The following is a 20,005-nucleotide window of genomic DNA, read 5'->3' as shown; positions in this document are numbered from 1 at the left end:
CAATCGATAAGAATGCATTAGAGCAGATTTTAGCGGACAGGGGCTACGCTTGTGGGATCGACGTTTCAGGAGCTTTGATCATGTCTCGACCCTATCCGCGCAGTTTTTCCCACATTGGTCTTTCCGTGACCGACCTCGACGCCGCCGTCCGCTTCTATACCGATGTCATGGGGTGGTATCTGATCATGCCGCCGACCACGATCACGGAGGACGACAGTGCGATCGGCGTGATGTGCACCGACGTGTTTGGTGCGGGCTGGGGTTCGTTCCGCATTGCGCACCTTTCGACGGGGGACCGTATCGGCGTGGAAATCTTCGAGTTCCGCAACGCGCAGAAGCCTGAGAACAACTTCGAGTACTGGAAGACGGGCGTCTTTCATTTCTGCGTTCAGGACCCGGATGTGGAGGGGCTGGCCGCAAAGATCGTCGCCGCCGGCGGCAAGCAGCGCATGCCGGTGCGCGAATATTTCCCGGGCGAGAAGCCCTACCGGATGGTCTACATGGAAGACCCGTTCGGCAACATCCTGGAAATCTACAGCCATAGCTACGAGTTGACCTACTCGGCCGGCGCCTACCAGCAATGACAGGGCCGGGCATGCATGGCGCGACGCAACGCGCGGAGCACCGGGCGTGGACCTGGCACACCAGCCCGGAGCCGCTGGGCCTGAAACTGGCGCGGGTTCCTGTGCCGGTTCCTGCGGCGGGCCAGGTCCTCGTGCGTAATGCTGCGATCGGGCTGAATCCGGTCGACTGGAAAGTGCTGGGCGGCGCGCTCGTGAACTGGCAGGCAGGCCACGTGCCGGGCGTCGATGGCGCTGGCGAAGTGGTGGCGCTCGGCGAGGGCGTCAGCGCCGAGCGGCTCGGCCAACGCGTGGCCTATCACACGAGTCTGCATCGCGACGGCAGCTTCGCGGAGCACACGCTGGTGGACGCGCGAGCGCTACTGTGTCTCCCCCATGCGCTCGACTTCGAAACGGCAGCGAGCTTCCCCTGTCCGGCGCTGACCGCCTGGCTCGCGATCGACAAGGTGCCGGTGAAGCCCGGGCAGCCGCTGCTCGTGAGCGGTGCAGGCGGCGCGGTCGGACAGTACGTGATTCAACTCGCCGCCGCGCGTGGCTTTGCCGTGACCGCCATGGCCAATGCGCGGCATCGGGACCGTCTGCTTGCGCTCGGGGCGAAAGATTGCGTCGACGGGCCGCTACCCGATGGTGAAGCATGGACGGGTGGCCGGCGTTATTTCGCAGTCCTCGACACGGTCAGCGGCGATCACGCCACGCGTATGGCGGCCGCGCTGCGGGCCAACGGTCATCTGGTCTGCATCCAGGACCGCGTGCCGCAATGGCCGTGCGAGCCATTCGGTTTGACGTTGTCGATGCACGAAGTGGCGTTGGGTGCGCTGCACGTGCATGGCGACGACGGTGCATGGTTGCAGTTACGGCGCGCGGGCGAACGGATGCTGAGTGAAGTGTCCGAGGGACGCATGCAGCCACAGGGGCGCGTCGTGCACAAGTTCGACGAGCTGGCCCAACTGCTCGATACGCTGAGGAACCGGAATTTCTCCGGTAAACCGGTGATCCGCGTGTCGTAGTCGCCATCACTCGACCGCAAGGAGAATTCGATGGATGTTCGAGTCACAGAAGTTCTGGCGCTGTACCACGCCCGTATGCAGCAAGAGCGCAGCCAGCCGCGAGTCGAAGCGCCCGGCGGGCGCGACGGTGGTCACGACCAGCGCATGCGGGCCGTTTCGCCGGAAGCCGGGCAACTGCTCAACATTCTCGTGAAGAGTCTTGCTGAACCCGTCATCCTCGAACTCGGCACCTCGTTCGGGTATTCCGGCATCTGGCTGGCCGAAGCGGCGCGCGCCAGCGGTGGCCGGCTCATCACGATGGAGCTGCACGACTACAAGTCGCACTACGCCCAGGACATGGCGGCGAAAGCGGGGCTCGCGGACTGGATCGACTTCCGGATCGGCGACGCCGTGCAGCTGATCGGCGAGCTTGCGGGTAAGGTCGACTTCGTGTTCGTGGACCTGTGGAAGGATCTCTACGTGCCTTGCCTCGAAGCGTTCTATCCGAAGCTCAATCCCGGCGCGATCGTCGTCGCGGACAACATGCTGCGCCCCGGGTCCGAGGACGTGCGCGCCTACGGGCAGGCAATTCGCGCGAAGCCCGGCATGCGCAGCGTGCTGCTGCCTGTGGGCACCGGCATGGAGGTCAGCCGCTACGAAGCCGGCTTCTGACGATAGCCGGCATGCCTCGATGTAGCGATCGGACCCGTTCTCCGCCGTTCCTAATTTCTTGCGAATTTGATTTGCATAATGCCGCAATCGGGCGTGGACCGCGCTCTCGGTATTAAGGCCTTTCCTATGCAAATCCTGCTTTCCGTGCCTCGTTGGACCAGCGTTCTGTTTCTGGCTTGTGCGTTGGCGGCGTGTTCGCACGAGCAAAAGAGCGCTCAGAAAAAAGTTCAGACGGTGTCCGTGGAAACGGTCAAAACCGTGCCTTTTGCGCAGTCTGCGTCGCTGCCAGGGCGTGCGACGTCGTTCCTGACCTCGCCGGTCACGCCTCAAGTGACCGGCGTGATCCAGAAGCGTCTGTTCACCGAAGGCAGCGTGGTGCACGAAGGCCAGGTGCTCTATCAGATCGATCCCGCGCCGTATCAGGCGACCTACGACGCCGACAAGGCCAACCTCGAAAAAGCGCAGGCGGCACTGCTGTCGGCCCGGCCGATCGCCGAGCGCGACCGCTCTCTGGCCGCCATCGACGCGATCAGCAAGGAAACGCTCGAAGACGCGGAAGCGACGCTCAAGCAGGACGAGGCGACGATCGACGAGGACAAGGCCGCGCTGGAAAGCGCGCGCATCAATCTCAACTACACGCGCGTGACGGCGCCCGTGACGGGCACGATCAGCGCGTCGACCTATACGCCCGGCGCGCTGGTGACGGCGGACCAGACCACGGCGCTGGCGACCATCTACGCCTACGACCCGATGTATCTCGACGTCACCGAGTCCAGTACGGACGTGCTCGCGCTGCGCAAAAAGCTCGCGAGCGGCGCCTACAAGACCGACGCGAACGGCAACGCCAAAGTCCGGATCACACTGGAGGACGGCACCGCCTACGCACACGAAGGCACGCTGCAATTCGCGGGCGTGGGCGTCGATGAAACCACGGGCACCGTGACGTTGCGCGTGATCGTGCCGAATCCGGAAAAGCTGCTGTTGCCGGGCGAATATCTGCACGCCGTCATCGATCAGGGCATCAACGAAAACGCAATCCTCGTGCCGCAACAGGCGGTGGCCCACGATCAGCGCGGCAACGCGACGGCGCTGATCGTCGACGGCGAGCACAGGATCGAGCAGCGTACGCTGATGCTCGAGGGCACGGCGAACAACAACGAGTGGGTCGTGACGGGCGGCCTCGCGGCGGGCGAGCGCATCGTCGTCGCCGGGTCGCAGTTCGTGAGCGTCGGCGATACGGTGAAGGCCGTTGAGGCATCCGAACCCAGTCAGGAAGCCGCGGCCGACGCGGCGTCCACGCCCGTGGCGAACTGAGGAGCGAAAGCATGCGTATCGCTCATTTCTTTATCGATCGGCCGGTTTTTGCGTGGGTGCTCGCGATTCTGGTGTCGTTGGCCGGCGCGTTTGCGATCACGCAATTGCCGCTCGACCAGTATCCGGACATCGCCCCGCCGACCATCCAGATCACGGCGACCTATAACGGCGCATCTGCGCAGACCAATCAGGACGCGGTCGTGCAGGTCATCGAACAGCAGATGGTCGGGCTCGACAATCTGATGTACATGTCCTCGTCAGCGAACTCCGAGGGCAATATCTCGATCAAGCTGACGTTCTCGGCGGGCACGAATCCGGACACCGCGCAGGTGCAGGTGCAGGACCAGCTCCAGTCGGCCAATGCGCTGCTGCCGGAAGAGGTGCAGGAAAGCGGCGTGACCGTGCGCAAGGCGTCGCCCGATACCTTCCTCGTCTTCAACCTCGTGTCCGAGGACGGCAAGATGAGCAAGGCGGCCATTGCCGACTACCTGTACAGCAACCTCGAAGAGCAGATCGAGCGCCTGCCAGGCGTCGGCCAGGCGCAGCAGTTCGGTTACGAATACGCGATGCGGATCTGGCTCGATCCGAACAAGCTGCAAAAGTACGCGCTGATGCCCTCCGACGTCGTCACCGCGATCGACGCGCAGAACACCGACGTGGCGGCGGGCGAAGTCGGCAATACGCCGGCGGTCAAGGGCCAGGAACTCGACGCGACGATCACGGCGCGCAGCCGCCTGACGACCGCACAGCAGTTCCGGGACATCGTGCTCAAGACCGGGACCAATGGCTCGCAGGTGCTGCTTGGCGACGTCGCGCGCGTCTCGCTCGGCCCGCAGGCCTACACGGTGGAAACCAACTTCAACAACAAGCCTGCTTCGGGTCTGGGTCTGCAACTCGCGCCGGGTGCGAACGAAGTGCAGGTCGACAAGGAAGTGCACGCCTTCCTGAGCAAGCGCGCAGCAAGCTTTCCGGCGGGGCTGAAGGTCGAATATCCCTACGAGATGGTGCCGTTCATCAAGACCTCCATCGAGGAAGTGGTGAAGACGCTCGCCGAGGCCATCGTGCTCGTGGTCGCGATCATGTTCCTGTTCCTGCAGAACCTGCGCACCACGCTGATTCCGGCCATTGCGGTGCCGGTCGTGCTGCTCGGCACCTTCGGCATCCTGGACGTGCTGGGTTATTCGATCAACATGCTGACGATGTTCGGCGTGGTGCTCGCGATCGGCCTGCTGGTGGACGACGCGATCGTCGTGGTCGAGAACGTCGAGCGCCTCATGACAGAAGAGCACCTCTCGCCGCGCGACGCGACGAAGAAGTCGATGACGGAAATCAGCAGCGCGCTGGTCGCCATTGCGATGGTGCTCTCCGCCGTGCTGTTGCCGATGGCGTTCTTCGGCGGCTCGACCGGCATCATTTATCGTCAGTTTTCGGTGTCCGTGGTTTCGGCGATGGCGCTTTCCGTGGTGGTGGCGTTGACGTTCACGCCCGCGCTGTGCGCAACGATTCTGAAAGACGGGCACGAGAAGCCCAAGGGCCGGTTCTTCAGCAGCTTCAATCGCGGCTTCGACGCCTCGACGAGCAAGTACCGCCGCGCCGTCGACAAGATGCTCCACCATCGCAAGCCCGCGATTATCGTCTACGCGTTGCTCGTTGTGGGCGCTGGGCTGCTGTTCGTGCGGTTGCCGACGTCGTTTCTGCCGACCGAGGATCAAGGCGTGCTGATGGTGACGGTGACCGCGCCCGTTGGCGCAACGCGCGAGCGCACTGAAGCGACGATGGCGAAAGTCGAAGACTATCTGCTCAAACAGCCGGCCGTGTCCGAGGTGTTCAACGTCGCCGGTTACGCGGTCGGCAGTAACGGCCAGAACGTCGGCATGATGTGGGTGAAGCTCAAGGACTGGAGCCAGCGCACAGCGGTCAACGACACGGCGCAGGGCTTCGTCGCCAAGGCTTCGCGCGATCTGTCGCAGCAGATTCGCGACGCCAAGGTGTTCGTGCTGCAACCGCCGACGGTGCGCGGGCTGGGTATCAGTTCGGGCTTCGATATGCAGCTCGTCGATGAAGGCGGTCTTGGTCACACGGCGCTAGCCGCCGCGCGCGACAAGCTCATCAGGATGGCGAATCAAAGCGGCGTTGTGCGTCAGGTGCGCTTCAACGGTCTGGCCGACACGCCGCAACTGTCGCTCGACATCGACGACCACAAGGCAAGCGCAATGGGACTCACGCTCAGCGACGTCAACACGACGATCGAAGACGCGCTGGGTGGCGAATATGTCGACGAATTCCTCGATAACCAGCGCATCAAGAAGGTCTACGTGCAGGGCGACGCGCCTTTTCGCATGACGCCGGAGTCGCTGGAACAATGGTACGTGCGCAATGCGTCGGGCACGATGGTGCCGTTCTCCGCGTTCGCGACTTCGCACTGGACCTTCGGGCCGCCTGAGCTCGACCGCTACAACGCCGAATCGTCGTTCGAGATTGTCGGCGATCCGGCGCCCGGCGTGAGTTCCGGTCAGGCGATGAAAACCATGGCGGATCTCGTGGCCAAACTGCCCAAGGGTATCTCGTACGCGTGGACGGGGCTGTCGTATCAGGAGCAGTTGTCAGGCGGGCAGGCGCCGTATCTTTACGCGGTTTCCGTGCTGTTCGTATTCCTGTGTCTCGCAGCGCTCTATGAAAGCTGGTCGGTGCCGCTGGCCGTGCTGCTGATCGTGCCGCTCGGGGTGTTTGGCGCGGCGCTCGGCACGACGCTGCGCGGTCTGTCCAACGATGTTTACTTCCAGGTGGGGCTGCTCGTGACGGTGGGCCTGTCGTCGAAAAACGCGATTCTGATCGTTGAATTCGCCACGATGCTCGAAAAGCAGGGCGCCAGCACGCTCAAGGCCGTCGAGCAGGCGGTCGCATTGCGGATTCGGCCGATCATCATGACCTCGCTGGCGTTTCTGCTCGGCGTCGCGCCGCTGGTCGTGGCGACCGGTGCGGGCGCGGCCGCGCGCCAGTCGATCGGCACGGGTGTGTTCGGCGGGACACTGGTTGGCACGGTACTCGCCATTTTCTTCACGCCGCTGTCGTATTTCATGGTGCGCAAGCTGAGCGGCAAGGGCGGCTCGCCAGGCGGCCGCGGTGGTCCGGGTGGTCGCGGCGGGGCCGGTGCGCCCGAAGGCGATTCGGGTTCGACGGGCGCGCAAGCTCAGGCGGGCGTCCCGGAGCACGCTGCGCAGGAAACCGCAGAGGGCGAGGCATATGCGTTGTCGGTGAACGGAGGTGAGGCATGAAGCGCGCAGTCCACTGGATGCTGGCCGGCGCGGCCGCCGCGGCGCTGAGCGCGTGTATCGACCTGTCGCCCTCGTATCAGCGGCCCGCCGCGCCGGTCGCGGCGGCGTGGCCGGAGGCAGCCTCTGCGCCAGCGTCCGGCACGGCCGCTGCCGATATCGGCTGGCGTACGTTCTTCGTCGATCCGCGCCTGCAACGCACGATCGCGCTCGCGCTGACGAACAACCGCGACCTGCGTATCGCAATTCTCGACATCGAAAAGGAGCGCGCGGAGTACCGGATCGAGCGGGCTTCGCTGTTTCCGGAAATCGACCTTGGCGGCTCCGAAGACGCTGGCCGCACGCCCACCTCCGTGAGCCGGGCGCAATCCGGCGAGTCGGCCACGACGAGCGGCGCGACGGGCAAGACCTCGCACATCTACAGCGCGAGTCTGGGCATTACCTCGTACGAACTCGATCTGTTCGGACGCGTGCGCAATCTGAGCAAGGCAGCGTTGGAGACCTACCTCTCGTCGATCGAAACACGCCGCAGCACGCAGATCAGCCTGGTTTCGGATGTGGCGAGCGACTGGCTGACGCTGGCCTCGGACAAACGCCTGCTGGTGATCGCACAGGAAACCTTGACGAGCCAGCAGCGCACGTTCGATCTCGTGGATCGCGAGCATGTACTCGGTGCGGCGAGCGCGCTCGACGTCGAGCAGGCGCAGGCAAGTCTGCAATCCGCGCGCAACTCAGTCGCGCAGGCGCAGACCACGGCGGCACAGGCGCGCAACGCGCTCGAACTCGTCGTGGGCGCACGTGTGCCGGACGCCGATCTGCCGGATGCGCAGGTCGATCCGGTCTCCAGCATCACGACCATTCCCGCGGGCATTCCATCGTCCGTGCTGCAGCGTCGCCCCGACGTGCTGGCTGCCGAACACACGTTGAAGGCCGATAACGCCGACATTGGCGCCGCGCGCGCGAATTTTTTCCCGACCATCAGCCTGACTGCCGCGCTGGGTTTCGAAAGTCCCGCGCTGGCGCAGCTTTTCACGGGCGGCAATCGCAGCTGGTCGTTCGAGCCTTCGGCGGTCATTCCAATCTTCAATGCCGGCGAGAATCGCGCCACGCTCGACGCCGCCAAGGTGACTGTGAAAATCGATATCGCGACCTACGAGAAGACGATTCAAACCGCCTTCGAGGAAGTGGCGAACGCGCTGGCCACGCGCGAGACCATCGACGAACAGCTCGACGCCCAGACGCGCACAGTGAAGGCCGATCAGCACGCCTACGACCTGACGATGGCGCTATACCAGCAGGGCGGCGACAGCCTGATCGACGCGCTGACGCAACAGCGCTTGCTGTATTCTGCGCAGCAATCGCTGGTTGCCACGCAGCTTTCGGCGCAAACCAGTCTCATCACGCTTTACGCGGCGTTGGGCGGTGGTCTCGATTCCGCGGATTCCGGTGACGCGACGGCCGCTGCGGGCCAGCACTAAGGAGCATGAAGACGCACTGAGTGGCGTCTGCCGAGGTAGATATGATGTCCGGACGTTTCCAGAAAGAACGGTGGGGTAGCAAGGTCATGCGCCAGGAGTCGATGTCATGCCGCAAGCACTGACACGCGTGATGCGCGCGATTCGCCGGGCGAGCCTCACCGGCAAGCTGTTTGCCGCCATGCTCGTCGTCAACGTGCTCGTGATCGGCGCGATGACGGTGGGCGCGCGGCTGAGCTTCGAGCGCGGCTTCCTCGGCTATCTCGAACAGCAGGAAATCAAGCGGCTCGAGTCGAGTGTCGGACCGCTGGCCACGGCGTATCGCGACCACGGCAGCTGGGATTTTCTGCTGCAGAATCGCAGCCTCTGGCACGAGATCATGCGGCCGTATGCGCCGGCATCGTATCCGGTTTCGAGTCGCGCGCCACTGCCGCGCCTTCCGGTGTCGTCGCTGATCGGCACCAACACGCGTTTTACCCTGCTCGATGCGAACGGCGCGTATGTGTTCGGCAATCCGGCCTTCGCGGCGGCTTCGCCGCGCCGTCCCATCGTCGTCAACGGCAAGACCGTTGGCTGGCTGCTGATGGTGCCGTTCGAGCGCGCCACGGAAGCGGGCGACCTGCGCTTCCAGAAGACGCAGCGCGAGTCGAGCTGGATCATCACGATTGTGGCCACGCTGCTGGCGGTGCTCACGACCTTGTGGATGGCGCGCGCGCTCGCGTCGCCGCTGCGCCGCATCGCGAACGCGACGCACACGCTTGCGGGCGGCGATCTGAGCGCGCGCGTACCGACAGTCTCCAGTGGCGACATCGGCCAGCTCGAACACGATTTCAATCATCTTGCGCAAACGCTGGAAAGCACCGAGCGCATGCGCTCCGCGCTGGTCGCCGATATCTCGCACGAACTGCGTACGCCGCTCGCGGTGATGAGCGGCGAGATCGAAGCGATCGAAGTGGGCGTGCGGCCCGTGAGCGTGGAGGCCGTGCGATCACTCGGCGGAGAGGTCAAGCGCCTGAGCCGCCTCGTGGACGACCTCTACGATCTTTCGCTCGCCGATGTCGGCGCGCTGCGCTATCACCACGAGCGGATCGACGTGTGCGAAACGCTGAGATCGGTGTTGCGCCGTAGCGCACGGCGGCTCGACGATGCGGGTCTCGTCCTGCGCACCGATCTGCCGGATGCGCCGTTGTGGGTGCGCGGCGACGAGCGGCGGCTGCAGCAGGTCTTCACCAATATTCTCGAAAACGCGGTGCGCTATGTCGATGTGGGCGCCTTCGTCTACGTGACAGCCCGCGAAGATGCACACACGGTGCGTATCGATTTCGACGACAGCGGCGCGGGCGTACCCGATGCGACGCTGCCGTCGCTCTTCGAGCGTTTCTATCGCGTCGAGGCGTCGCGTAGCCGCGCGACCGGCGGCGCGGGTCTCGGCCTGCCGATCTGCCGCGGCATTGTCGAGGCGCACAACGGCCGTATCGAAGCCGCGCACGCGCCGCTGGGCGGCTTGCGCATTGCCATCGAATTACCGCGCCTGAAGGACAGCATCAGGAACCGACTTGATCATGAGTAACGAAACGCCAATCGACATTCTCATCGTCGAAGATGAGCCGAAGCTCGCGAGTGTGATGGCGGATTTTTTGCAGGCGGCCGGCTTCACGACGCGTTGCGTGAGCGACGGGCGCGCGGTGGCGAACGAAGTGGCGCGGCAGATGCCGGGTCTGATCGTGCTGGACCTGATGCTGCCCGGCCGCGACGGGCGCGATATCTGCCGTGATTTGCGGACCTATAGTGACGTGCCGATCATCATGGTGACGGCGCAGGTCGAAGAGGTCGATCGTTTGATCGGCCTCGAACTCGGCGCGGACGACTATATCTGCAAGCCCTTCAGCTTGCTCGAACTGGTCGCGCGCGTGAAGGCGATCCTGCGCCGCGCGCGCTTCGAACGCTTTCCCGAGAGCGCGCCGCTCACGCTCGACGAAGAACGTTTTCAGGCGACGTTTCGCGGCGTGGCGATCGAATTCACGCCGATCGAATTCCGGCTGCTCAAGACGCTCGCGGGGCGGCCAGGCCGGGTGTTTTCGCGCGACGTGCTGATGGACCGGCTTTATCCGGACGGCCGCATCGTAGAGGATCGGACGATCGACAGCCACGTCAAGAAGATCCGCCGCAAGTTCGAGGCGGTTGCGCCTGGCGAAGACGTGATCCAGTCCGTGTACGGCGCGGGTTTTCGCCTGGCATTGTAGGGTGCGCCCGCACCGGTCAATCGTGCGGAAGGGAGCGCAGCCGAAGTTCGCCGGACTTTCTCCGGACCCGGGCGACTACCGCAGTGCGCACTACACCCAGGTTGCGTGCATGAAATTGCCATGATAATTTTTCATGAAATTCAGCATGATAAATTTCACGTACGCGCCCCATGTTCGCCGAATCGACCCGCCATATCGAAAGCTATTACGCACGTCACTACGCCGAAAGCGGCGCGCTGCCCGAGCGCCCCGCGCTGGCGGGCGACTACAGTGCGGACGTCCTGATCATCGGCGCGGGCTTCAGCGGGCTGCACACGGCGTTGCGTCTGGCGCTGGCCGGGCGGCGCGTGGCGCTCGTCGAGGCGAGCCGTGTGGCGTGGGCCGCCTCGGGGCGCAACGGCGGTCAGGCGCTGCTCGGCTGGTCATGCGACATGCCCCCGTTCGAACAGGCGCTGGGCTTGGCGGGCGCGCGAGAGTTGTGGGAGAGCATGCGCTGGGCCGCCGCCGAAGTGCGCGAGTTGCCCGCGCGGCACGGCTTCGACATCGACTACCGGCCAGGCAGCCTGTGGGCGGCAGTCCGGCGCTCGCGTGTCGCGATGCTGGAAGCCGCGCGCGACGAGGCCGCGCAAAAGTGGGGCTACGAGCGCCTGCGGTTCATACCTGAAGCGGAGATGCCGGAGTGGATCGGCAGCCGCCGTTATCGCGCGGCGCTCTACGATCCCGAGGCGGGGCATCTCGATCCGCTCAAGCTTGCGCTTGGCCTCGCGGACGCCATCGAGCGCGCGGGCGGCGCCATCTTCGAGCAAAGCCGTGTGCTCGCGTATCGCGAAACGCCGGGCGGCTATGTGGCGACCACACGGGAAGGCACGGTGCGCGCCGGCACGCTGGTGCTCGCCTGCAACGCCTACATCGACCGGCTCGATAGCGATCTCGCGGGGCGCGTGCTGCCCGTGGGCACCTGGCAGGTCGCCACGCGCAGGCTCGATCCTGAGCTTGCTCGCTTGCTGCTACCGCGCAACAGTTGCGTGATCGACAATCAGTTCGTGCCGGACTACTTTCGGCTGAGCCCGGACCATCGCCTGCTTTTTGGCGGTGCGTGCACCTACCTTGGCGGCATCCCGAAGGACATTGGCGCAGCGATCCGCCCGAGCCTCGAGCGCGCGTTCCCGCAGTTGCGCGGCGTCGAATTCGACTACGCGTGGGGTGGTCATATCGACATCAGCATTCGCCGCACGCCCGACGTTGGTCACGCACGCAATCGCTACTGGCTGCAGGGCTTTTCCGGGCACGGCATCCTGCCGACGCTCGCGGCGGCGCGCGCCGTTGCCGACGCCATCCTCGGCGAGCCGCGCTTGCTTTCGCTCTATGAGCGCATTCATAATCCGCGTTTTCCGGGCGGCGAGCGCTTCGCCGCGCCGCTCGAAGCGCTCGGCAAGTTGTGGTACCGCCTGCGCGACGTCGTGTGACAGAGAGAAACGCATGGACCGGCAGGACGAAATAGAAGGCCTCGCGATCCTCATTCGCGATCTGCGCAAACACAAGAAGGTGACGCTCACCGATCTCGCACGAAAAATCGGCCGTTCGGTGGGCTTTCTTTCGCAGGTCGAACGCGGTCTTTCGCGGCCCACGGTGGCGGATCTCACGGCTATCGGCGAGGCGCTGCAAACGCCTACTACGTACTTCTACAGCGTGAGCATGCCGCGCGAGCTGCCGTGGGTCACGAGGCCAGGCGAGCGGCGCACGCTCTACTATGGCGGCGGCATTACGGACGTGCTTGTTTTGCCCAGCATGTCGTCGGGTTTCTCGATGCTGGAGAGCCGGCTCGACCCCGGCGCGACAAGCGGCGAGCGCCCCGTGGACGACAGCGACGAGCAGGGCGGCCTCGTGCTCGAAGGCGAGCTGACGATCTGGCTGGAGGACAACGAAGACCCCGTGACGTTGCGGGCCAACGACAGCTTTCAGCTACCGGCGCGCTGCCGTTTCCGTTATGCCAATCTCGCCGATGCGCCCGCGCGCGTGCTATGGGTTTTCACCTGAGCGGCGACTCGATAGATAATCAGCATGACTGAGCAATATATCGATTGATTATGCCGTAAAGTTACGCGTTGACGACACGCCGGGCGAAAGGCGTTTATGCTGCCTGACGTTGCGCAATTGAAAGACAGGATGCGATTCCGCCGGGCGCCTGGAACCTTGCTGGCGGCGTTCCCGCAGGGGAAGTATGACCGGCGGCTGCTCCGGCGAGGCATTTTTTTCTGACCTGGTCAAAATCGGAAATATCGCTGATTTTCGTTATCCGCCAACGGCCATCTGCACGAATCGTTCCTGTATAAACCCGCTTAAAACCGCCGTAATGTCGTTTTTGTGCATTTTTGCCAATTTTTAACGTAATTTTGTCTACACAGTGACTCCGCGTTGTGCTATTGATTCGGCTTTCGCCCTCATGCGCGGCAACCGCAAAACACGTGCCGGGCGGGCGATCGAGGCGTTTCCATATGCAACGCGATTTGCCTGTTTTGCCCGCGTGAGGTAGGGTATGCAGGTTTTCTCAACTCAACACAGGTAGCAGATGAACAAACAGGAACTCATTGACGCAGTCGCCGCTAGCACGGGCGAGACCAAGGCAGCCACGGGCGCCGCCATCGACGCGATTCTCGACGTCGTCACGCGCGCGGTCACCTCGGGTGACTCCGTGCAACTCGTCGGCTTCGGCTCGTTCTCGACTGGCCAGCGTGCCGCCCGCGTGGGCCGCAACCCGGCCACGGGCGCGGAGATCCAGATTGCCGCTGCCAAGACGGTGAAGTTCACCGCCGGCAAGGCATTCAAGGACGCTGTCAACGCGTCGTGATGCCAGGTCCGCCGTCATGGCGGATACGCGCGCTGCTGGCTCCGCTGGCTCATTGGCTGGTGCGCGGCGCAGTATCACGCCAGGGCGGTGGCACGCGCTTGGGCACGTGGCGTCACGCCGCTCGCCCGAGTGTGTGAGACGAGGGCGCAAGGCCTTCGGCAAGCCGGCATGCTCACATGCCGGCCGCTTTTTCTTCCCCGATTCTCCTACGGTGTCCGAAGCGTTTCTCACGCCTCGTGTGTCGAAGCTCACGCGTCGCGCGCTGCGTCGGCTTCCATCGACGTGCGGCTCATTTCGTTGCGGCGGCGCTTGGCCTCGTACATCGCCGTATCGGCTTCACGCAGCATCGCTTCCACGCTTTCGCCTTCCTCGCAACTCGCAAAACCCATTGAAAAGCTCAGTTTCGGTCCGCCGTAAAACTGGTTGTTCAACTCCACGAGTTTAGTGATGCTGTCCACCACGGTTTCCGCATCGCGCGCGTCGGCGCCGGGCATCAGCACGGCAAATTCGTCGCCGCCAATGCGCGCGGCCTGATACGGCTTCTGAATCGCTTTCGCGAGCACTTCGCCCGCTCGGCGCAGCAACGCGTCGCCGGCCGCGTGGCCAAGCTGGTCGTTCACCGTCTTCAGGTTGTCCATGTCGACGACGATCGCGCTTACCGGGAACGGCCCCTTGCGATGCAAACGATTGAGTTCGTCCACATAGAACGAGCGGTTCTTGAGCTTCGTGAGCACGTCGTGCTTGCCGAGGAATTCGAGGTAGGCCTCGGCTTTCTTGCGCGCCGTGATGTCGGTGAGCGCGAGCAGCACGAGGTCCCATTGCGCCTCGTGGCCCGGAAACACCGAAAACTGCAGGTGCACGTTGACTTCGCTGCCGTCGAGCGCGTAGTTCACCACCTCGCGCTGCTGGAACAGCCGGCCTTCCCATAGATCGAGCAATTGCTCGCGGAAATGCGGGCGCATTTCGTCGCGGAACACCTCGGGCAGGCGCGCGAGCAGCGTGGCTTTGTCCGGCGCCCGAAACATGCCCAGCGTGTAGTGATTCACATCGAGCACCTCGATCTCGCTCATGCAGCGCTCGACGAATTCGGGGTGGACGTCGGTGAAGGTGCGGAAGTCGATGATGCCCTGTTCGCGAACTTCATTGAGCAGTTCGCGAATGGCGGAGAAGTTTTCGACCCACAGCGAAACCGGCGCGTGCTCGAAAATGCCGAGCGCGTATTGCTCGCTCGCGGCCGCGCGATGACGGGCTTCTTCGAGCGCCGAGACGTCTTCGATGGCCACGAGCACGCGGCTCCAGTCGGCTTCGTGGCCCGGCAGGATCACGCCGCGCAACAGGATGTCCATGCGCCGGCCGCGTAGCGTGTAGTTCACGCTCTTGCTCTCGAACGTGCTGTGGCCTTCCCACATCTGCTCGAGTTCGCCCACGTGCGCCTGGAACATGTCGTCGCGCAGCACCTGCGCCAGGTGCGCGGCGAGTTCTTCATAGTCGCGCGCGCCGTAAAGATCGAGCGTATGGCGGTTGACCTTGAGCACACGGATGCAGGCCGAGCATTCGGCCACGCGGCGCGGATCGTCTTCGAGGAAACTGCGCAGGTTGGTCACGCCTTGCGCGCGCCAGCGATCGAAGAGCGCACGCAACTGGCTATAGTCTTCGAGCCACAAGGAGGTGGGCGTCACGTCGAAGAAGTCGAGCAGATCGACGCCCATGTTGGCAAAACTGGCTGCGGTGGCCGGGGTGCCTTGTTGCATGTCGGTTGGATGTAAGGGAGCAGGGCGCGGCGGGCTGCGCCGCACGAATAACCGAATCCTGGCACACCTTGGGGCCCGGGTGGGCATCAGCGCTGCAGATGTTACGTTGCTGCGGCGTCGGTTGTGTCCGATTCGTTGTCCAGTAAGCCAACATGCATAACGGCCGGCGCGGGCGAAAACTTGAGGGGATCGCTGCGCGCGCCAATGTGTTTCGCATCTCAAGGCCGGCGCGCTTAATCGGACGTTTCGATCGAATCGACGCGATCCGGGTAGAACGCAAGGTGATCCTTGATCGCCGACACCGCTTCATGCGGCGTTTCATAGGTCCATATCGCGTTCACGGCTCGCGCGCCGCCTGGCGTGATCGAGTAGTACGAAGCCTCGCCCTTGTATGGGCACCAGCTTTTATGTTCCGTGCGCGAGAGCAGCGACATGTCGGCGTCCTCTCGCGGTATGTAAAACACCGCCGGATAGCTCGCCTCGCGCAGCGTGAGCGCGCGGCGCGTGTCGGCCACTACGCGCCCGCCTGCTTTCACCACCACGCGCGTGCGCGCCGGTTCGACCGTGATCGGATGATCGGGGCCGGGAATCTTGACGGTCCGTGTGTCCATGACTGGGTTCCTCGCGCAAGGTGTGGAACGGGGGGAAGGGTTGAAGAGGCCGGCGTTTAGCCGAATACATGATATGCAATTGCAGATTAACTGGTAGGGGAAAGCGCTGCAGGCTGTTTCAATGAGGGCGCGACTGAATTCGACGCACGGGCGGCGATAGCCACGCGATTGCGCCGCCAGCCTGCGCGCTTCAAGTCACCAGCCGCGCCTTTATTTACCCGCAGCAGGATCACTGATGAGCCTCGATATTTTCTGGTTCTTGCCGACTTCCGGCGACACCCGCTACCTCGGCAAATCCGATTTCGGCCGTGCGCCGACCAACGCCTATATGCGCCAGATTGCCGTTACCGCCGAAGAACTCGGCTACGACGGTCTCCTTATTCCCACCGGCAGCAGTTGCCTCGACCCGTGGGTGACAGCGGCGAGCCTTGCGCCCGTCACGCAGCGCATCAAGCTGCTCGTCGCGCTGCGCACGTCGCTTGGCGGTCCCACCGCTTCGGCGCGCCAGGCGGCCACGCTCGACCAGGCGCTGAACGGCCGTTTGCTGCTCAACGTCGTGCCGGGCGGCGACGCCACCGAACTGGCGGCAGACGGCGTGTTCCTCGGGCATGACGAGCGCTACGAAGCCGCCGACGAATTCCTCACGATCTGGCGCGACCTGCTGCGCGGCGAGACGGTGAACTTCGAGGGCAAGCATTTGCGCGTGCAGGGCGCGCAGAACTTTCACGCGCCGGTCCAGACGCCGCATCCGCCGCTGTATTTCGGCGGCTCGTCGCCGGCGGCGCACGAACTGGCGGCAAAGCATGTGGATGCCTATCTCACGTGGGGCGAACCGCCCGAGGCCGTGGCGCAGAAGTTCGCCGATATCCGCGCGCGGGCGGCGCGCCACGGGCGCACGCTCAAGCTGGGCGTGCGCCTGCACGTGATCGTGCGCGAGACCAACGACGAGGCTTGGGCCGCCGCTGAGCGCCTCATCAGCAAGCTCGACGACGACGATATCCGCCGCGCCCAGGAAAACTACGCGCGCATGGATTCGGTGGGGCAGCGCCGCATGGCCGAGCTGCACGGCGGCAGCCGCGACAAGCTCGAGATCAGCCCGAACCTGTGGGCCGGCGTGGGCCTCGTGCGCGGCGGCGCGGGTACGGCGCTGGTGGGCGACCCGCAAACCGTGGCGGCGCGCCTTAAGGAATACGTGGACGCCGGCGCGGACAGCTTCGTGCTCTCCGGCTATCCGCACCTCGAGGAGTCGATCCGCTTTGCCGAACTGGTGTTCCCGCTGCTGCCGGGCAAGAAACCGGTGACGTTACGCGATCAGGCCTTGACGGGCGGCGCGTTCGACGTGCGCGCGCGCTAGCGGGCGCAGGACGCCGCGTGCGTGAGGGCCGCCGTGCGCGGCGACCGGGTCGCATACCGGAGGTCCACCGGCCAATTATTCGTGTGAGCGATAATTCGGTTTTATTCGTGTGAGTGATATTGGCGAAATATTCCCCACAGGCATATAATCGGTTTATGCCTCACAGGAATACGTCATGAACATCATCGTCCAGACACCCGGCGGGCTTGGCGAAATTCTGCAATCGGCGCGCAAGGCGCGCGGCATGACCCAGGCGCAGGCCGCGGCGAATCTCGGCATCGGCCAGCCGCGCCTCTCCGCGCTCGAAACCACGGGCGCCGCCAGCCTCTCGCTCGAGCAGATGCTCGCGCTTTTCGCGCTCTACGGGCTGGAACTCTGCGTGCAGTCGCGCGACGCGGCGGCCGGCACGCCGGAGTGGTGACGATGGGCCGCAAATCGCATTCGCGCGCGCTATCGGTCTGGGCCAACGGCGAGCGTGTGGGCACGTGGGTCATGACGCCCTCTGGCGACACCGAACTGCGCTATGACGACGCCTGGAAGCGCTCGGCCCTGGGCCGTCCGCTTTCGCTCTCGCTGCCATTCGGCATTGGCGATGTGCCATTGCGCGGCGAGCGCGTGCAGTACTACTTCGACAATCTCCTGCCCGACAGCGAGCCTATCCGTCGCCGCATCGCCGCGCGTTTTCGCACGGATACGCTCGACGCCTTCGACCTGCTCAAGGCCATCGGGCGCGATTGCGTGGGCGCAGTGCAACTGCTGGGCGAGGACGAAATGCCGGGCCGCGTCGACCGCATTGAAGGCACGGCGTTAAGCGATGCCGTCATCGAACGCCTGCTGCTCGAAACGGCCGGTGCGCTGCCCGGTGGCGCGCTGGAGGCCGACGATCTGCGCATTTCGCTGGCGGGCGCACAGGAGAAGACCGCGCTCTTGCGCCACCGCGGCAAGTGGCTGCTGCCGCGCGGCGCCACGCCCACTACCCACATTTTCAAGCTGCCGCTGGGGCTGATCGGCCATCGCAAGGTGGATTTCAATACCTCGGTCGAAAACGAATGGCTTTGCCTGGCACTGCTGAGGGCCTACGGTTTGCCCGCTTCACAGGCGCAGATCCTCAGGTTCGGCGCGCAGAAGGTGCTGTGTGTCGAGCGCTTCGATCGTACGCGTTCGCGCACGGGCGGCTTGCTGCGCCTGCCGCAAGAGGACTTCTGCCAGGCGCTCGGCGTGCCGCCGCATCGCAAGTACGAAGCGCATGGCGGTCCCGGCGTGCGCGAGATTGCGGGTCTGTTGCGCCAGTCGCAGCAGGCGCGGGAGGACCTCGAAACGTTTCTCACTGCGCAAATCGTCTTCTGGATGCTCGCGGCACCAGACGGACACGCGAAGAATTTCAGCATCCGCCTGCTGCCTGCAGGGCGCTTTCAGCTCGCGCCGCTCTATGACGTCATGTCGATCTGGCCCGTGGAGGGCGACGGCGGCAATCAATGGTCGTGGCACAAGGCGTCGCTCGCCATGGCGGTGTGGGGCCGGGCGCGCCACTATCGCATGCGCGACGTGAAGCGCACGCATTTCGACGCTACCGCGCGCCTGTGCCACTACGGGCCGGACGCCGGGCCGTTGATCGAGCGCGTGCTGGCGCGTACGCCCGGTGCAATAGAAGAAGTCGCGGGCGCGTTGCCTGAAGGCTTTCCCGAGCGGGTAGCCGCGCGTCTGTTCGACGGCCTGCGTTTTTCCGCGGAGCGGCTCGCGGCGCAATAACGGCGCAAAAAACGGCGCACCCAGTTCACGCGTTCTTTTTCTTCGCCGGCAGCCACGTTTGTGGCTCGGCATACATTTCCTTGACCAGTTGCTTCACGAGATCGACGTAGACCGAATTGTCGTTCACACGATGATTCAGGATGATCGGCGAAGTCGCGTGGTCGCTGTCTATCAGCCGGTAGTGCACGTCCCGGCGCAATTGCCGCGCCGAAGCCGGGATCACGCATATGCCGAACTCGGCCGCGACGAGGCCGAGCGCCGTCTGGATCTCCCGCACCTCCAGCACTTCGCCTGGTTGCACGCCGTCGCCGTGCAAGATGCTGAGCACCTGGTCGGCGAAACTGGGGCGAGGCTCCTTGGGATAAACAATCAGCTTTTGCCCGGCCAGTTGTTCGATGGGAATCGGCGTCGACTCCTGTGCCATCTCGCTGCCGGTCGGCACCACCACGGCCAGCGGCTCTTCACGCAGGATGATGCCGGCCACGTTGGGGTCGCTGTGGCGCACGCGTCCGAAGCCGATGTCGATGCGGCCTTCCTTCAAGGCCTCGACCTGCTGCACCGACATGAGTTCGACCATCTGGATGTCGAGTTCCGGCGCATTCTGGCGCAGCTTGCGCATCAATGGCGGCAGCCCTGAGTAGAGAACGGAGGCGACAAAGCCGATCGACAGCACGGTGCGGTGATGCAGCCCCACGTGCTTGGCGGTCGCTTGCAGTTGTTCGACGCGCCCAAGGATCTGCATGGCCTGCTCGTAGACGAGACGCCCCGCATCGGTCGTGCGCACGGGCCTCGTATTGCGAATCAGCAGAGGCACGCCGATCTCCTGTTCGAGCAGTTGAATCTGCCGGCTCAGGGGCGGTTGAGCGATGCAAAGCTGTTCCGCCGCACGCGTGAAATTGCGCTCGCGGACAACGGCTACGAAGTAACGAAGCTGGCGAAGATCCATGGTCTGTTCCCGGAAGAAGCATCCAATTTTCAATACTCTGAAAATATGATGCACCGCAATATCGGCTGATTTATCAGGGATTGCGGGTGCTCCATATTATAAAGGTATGGAATTGGACGCAAATAGTATTGGATCTTGCTCAGGCGCGGCGTGTATAAAACGACCATACCTTCTTCACTTACGCAGCATCCGACATGACTTCC

The 20,005-nt window shown here is 64.1% G+C and carries 17 protein-coding genes; 14 read left to right on the top strand and 3 right to left on the bottom strand.

What is annotated here, in order from left to right:
* Nucleotides 1-80 precede the first annotated feature (80 nt).
* The 11 genes from U5A52_RS35400 to U5A52_RS35350 all read left to right on the top strand — a co-directional run bounded on the left by U5A52_RS35400 (nt 81) and on the right by U5A52_RS35350 (nt 13,391).
* Entirely contained in the window at nt 81-584 is a 504-nt protein-coding gene (locus U5A52_RS35400) for a lactoylglutathione lyase family protein (RefSeq protein ID WP_321916221.1), read from the top strand.
* Nucleotides 581-1,588 (top strand): zinc-binding dehydrogenase, encoded by a 1,008-nt coding sequence (locus U5A52_RS35395; RefSeq protein WP_321938637.1) that lies wholly within the window; start codon nt 581-583, stop codon nt 1,586-1,588. Before U5A52_RS35400 ends, U5A52_RS35395 begins: the two co-directional genes overlap by 4 nt.
* A gap of 30 nt (nt 1,589-1,618) precedes the next feature.
* The gene (locus tag U5A52_RS35390; RefSeq protein ID WP_321916223.1) at nt 1,619-2,239 is read left to right on the top strand and encodes an O-methyltransferase; all 621 of its coding nucleotides are present in this window, start codon (nt 1,619-1,621) and stop codon (nt 2,237-2,239) included.
* 240 nt (nt 2,240-2,479) lie between these two features.
* Nucleotides 2,480-3,553: an efflux RND transporter periplasmic adaptor subunit gene (locus U5A52_RS35385; RefSeq protein WP_321938635.1), complete on the top strand. Its 1,074-nt coding sequence runs from the start codon at nt 2,480-2,482 to the stop codon at nt 3,551-3,553.
* A 17-nt stretch (nt 3,554-3,570) separates the two neighbouring features.
* Complete coding sequence (locus tag U5A52_RS35380; protein WP_415774102.1) at nt 3,571-6,828, top strand: efflux RND transporter permease subunit; 3,258 nt, start codon at nt 3,571-3,573, stop codon at nt 6,826-6,828.
* Nucleotides 6,825-8,303 (top strand): efflux transporter outer membrane subunit, encoded by a 1,479-nt coding sequence (locus U5A52_RS35375; protein WP_321938633.1) that lies wholly within the window; start codon nt 6,825-6,827, stop codon nt 8,301-8,303. The genes U5A52_RS35380 and U5A52_RS35375 overlap by 4 nt, the downstream gene beginning before the upstream one ends.
* Nucleotides 8,304-8,409: 106 nt before the next feature.
* Nucleotides 8,410-9,870: an ATP-binding protein gene (locus U5A52_RS35370; protein WP_321938632.1), complete on the top strand. Its 1,461-nt coding sequence runs from the start codon at nt 8,410-8,412 to the stop codon at nt 9,868-9,870.
* On the top strand, nt 9,863-10,543 hold the full coding sequence (locus U5A52_RS35365; protein WP_321916228.1) for a response regulator: 681 nt from the start codon (nt 9,863-9,865) through the stop codon (nt 10,541-10,543). Before U5A52_RS35370 ends, U5A52_RS35365 begins: the two co-directional genes overlap by 8 nt.
* Before the next feature lie 170 nt (nt 10,544-10,713).
* Nucleotides 10,714-12,009, top strand: coding sequence for an FAD-binding oxidoreductase (locus tag U5A52_RS35360; RefSeq protein ID WP_321938631.1), 1,296 nt, complete (start codon nt 10,714-10,716; stop codon nt 12,007-12,009).
* A gap of 13 nt (nt 12,010-12,022) precedes the next feature.
* A complete protein-coding gene (locus tag U5A52_RS35355) occupies nt 12,023-12,580 on the top strand; it encodes an XRE family transcriptional regulator (RefSeq protein WP_321938629.1) in 558 nt (185 codons plus the stop codon).
* Between the two features lie 532 nt (nt 12,581-13,112).
* Nucleotides 13,113-13,391 carry an HU family DNA-binding protein gene (locus tag U5A52_RS35350; protein WP_028207645.1) on the top strand — a complete coding sequence of 93 codons (279 nt, stop codon included), beginning with the start codon at nt 13,113-13,115 and terminating at the stop codon, nt 13,389-13,391.
* 248 nt (nt 13,392-13,639) lie between these two features.
* On the opposite strand, the gene U5A52_RS35345 is transcribed toward U5A52_RS35350, so the two are convergent.
* Both U5A52_RS35345 and U5A52_RS35340 read right to left on the bottom strand, forming a co-directional pair.
* Nucleotides 13,640-15,142, bottom strand: a complete 1,503-nt coding sequence (locus U5A52_RS35345) for a GGDEF domain-containing protein (RefSeq protein ID WP_321916231.1) — start codon at nt 15,140-15,142, stop codon at nt 13,640-13,642.
* A 233-nt stretch (nt 15,143-15,375) separates the two neighbouring features.
* The gene (locus U5A52_RS35340; protein WP_321916232.1) at nt 15,376-15,753 is read right to left on the bottom strand and encodes a DUF427 domain-containing protein; all 378 of its coding nucleotides are present in this window, start codon (nt 15,751-15,753) and stop codon (nt 15,376-15,378) included.
* Between the two features lie 235 nt (nt 15,754-15,988).
* Here U5A52_RS35340 and ssuD point away from each other — a divergent pair, with 235 nt between their 5' ends.
* The 3 genes from ssuD (at nt 15,989) to U5A52_RS35325 (ending at nt 18,856) form a co-directional block, all read left to right on the top strand.
* Nucleotides 15,989-17,107 carry an FMNH2-dependent alkanesulfonate monooxygenase gene (gene ssuD / locus U5A52_RS35335; protein WP_321938627.1) on the top strand — a complete coding sequence of 373 codons (1,119 nt, stop codon included), beginning with the start codon at nt 15,989-15,991 and terminating at the stop codon, nt 17,105-17,107.
* Between the two features lie 175 nt (nt 17,108-17,282).
* Nucleotides 17,283-17,528 (top strand): helix-turn-helix transcriptional regulator, encoded by a 246-nt coding sequence (locus tag U5A52_RS35330; protein WP_321916234.1) that lies wholly within the window; start codon nt 17,283-17,285, stop codon nt 17,526-17,528.
* A 2-nt stretch (nt 17,529-17,530) separates the two neighbouring features.
* Complete coding sequence (locus tag U5A52_RS35325) at nt 17,531-18,856, top strand: type II toxin-antitoxin system HipA family toxin (protein WP_321938625.1); 1,326 nt, start codon at nt 17,531-17,533, stop codon at nt 18,854-18,856.
* Between the two features lie 25 nt (nt 18,857-18,881).
* On the opposite strand, the gene U5A52_RS35320 is transcribed toward U5A52_RS35325, so the two are convergent.
* Nucleotides 18,882-19,802 (bottom strand): LysR family transcriptional regulator, encoded by a 921-nt coding sequence (locus U5A52_RS35320; RefSeq protein ID WP_321938623.1) that lies wholly within the window; start codon nt 19,800-19,802, stop codon nt 18,882-18,884.
* Nucleotides 19,803-20,005: the final 203 nt, after the last annotated feature.

The sequence above is a fragment of the Paraburkholderia sp. J8-2 genome (genome assembly GCF_905220195.1).
Lineage (GTDB): Bacteria > Pseudomonadota > Gammaproteobacteria > Burkholderiales > Burkholderiaceae > Paraburkholderia.
The sequence above is the reverse complement of the archived record's forward strand: the minus strand, read 5'-3'. Positions and strand labels throughout refer to the sequence as shown.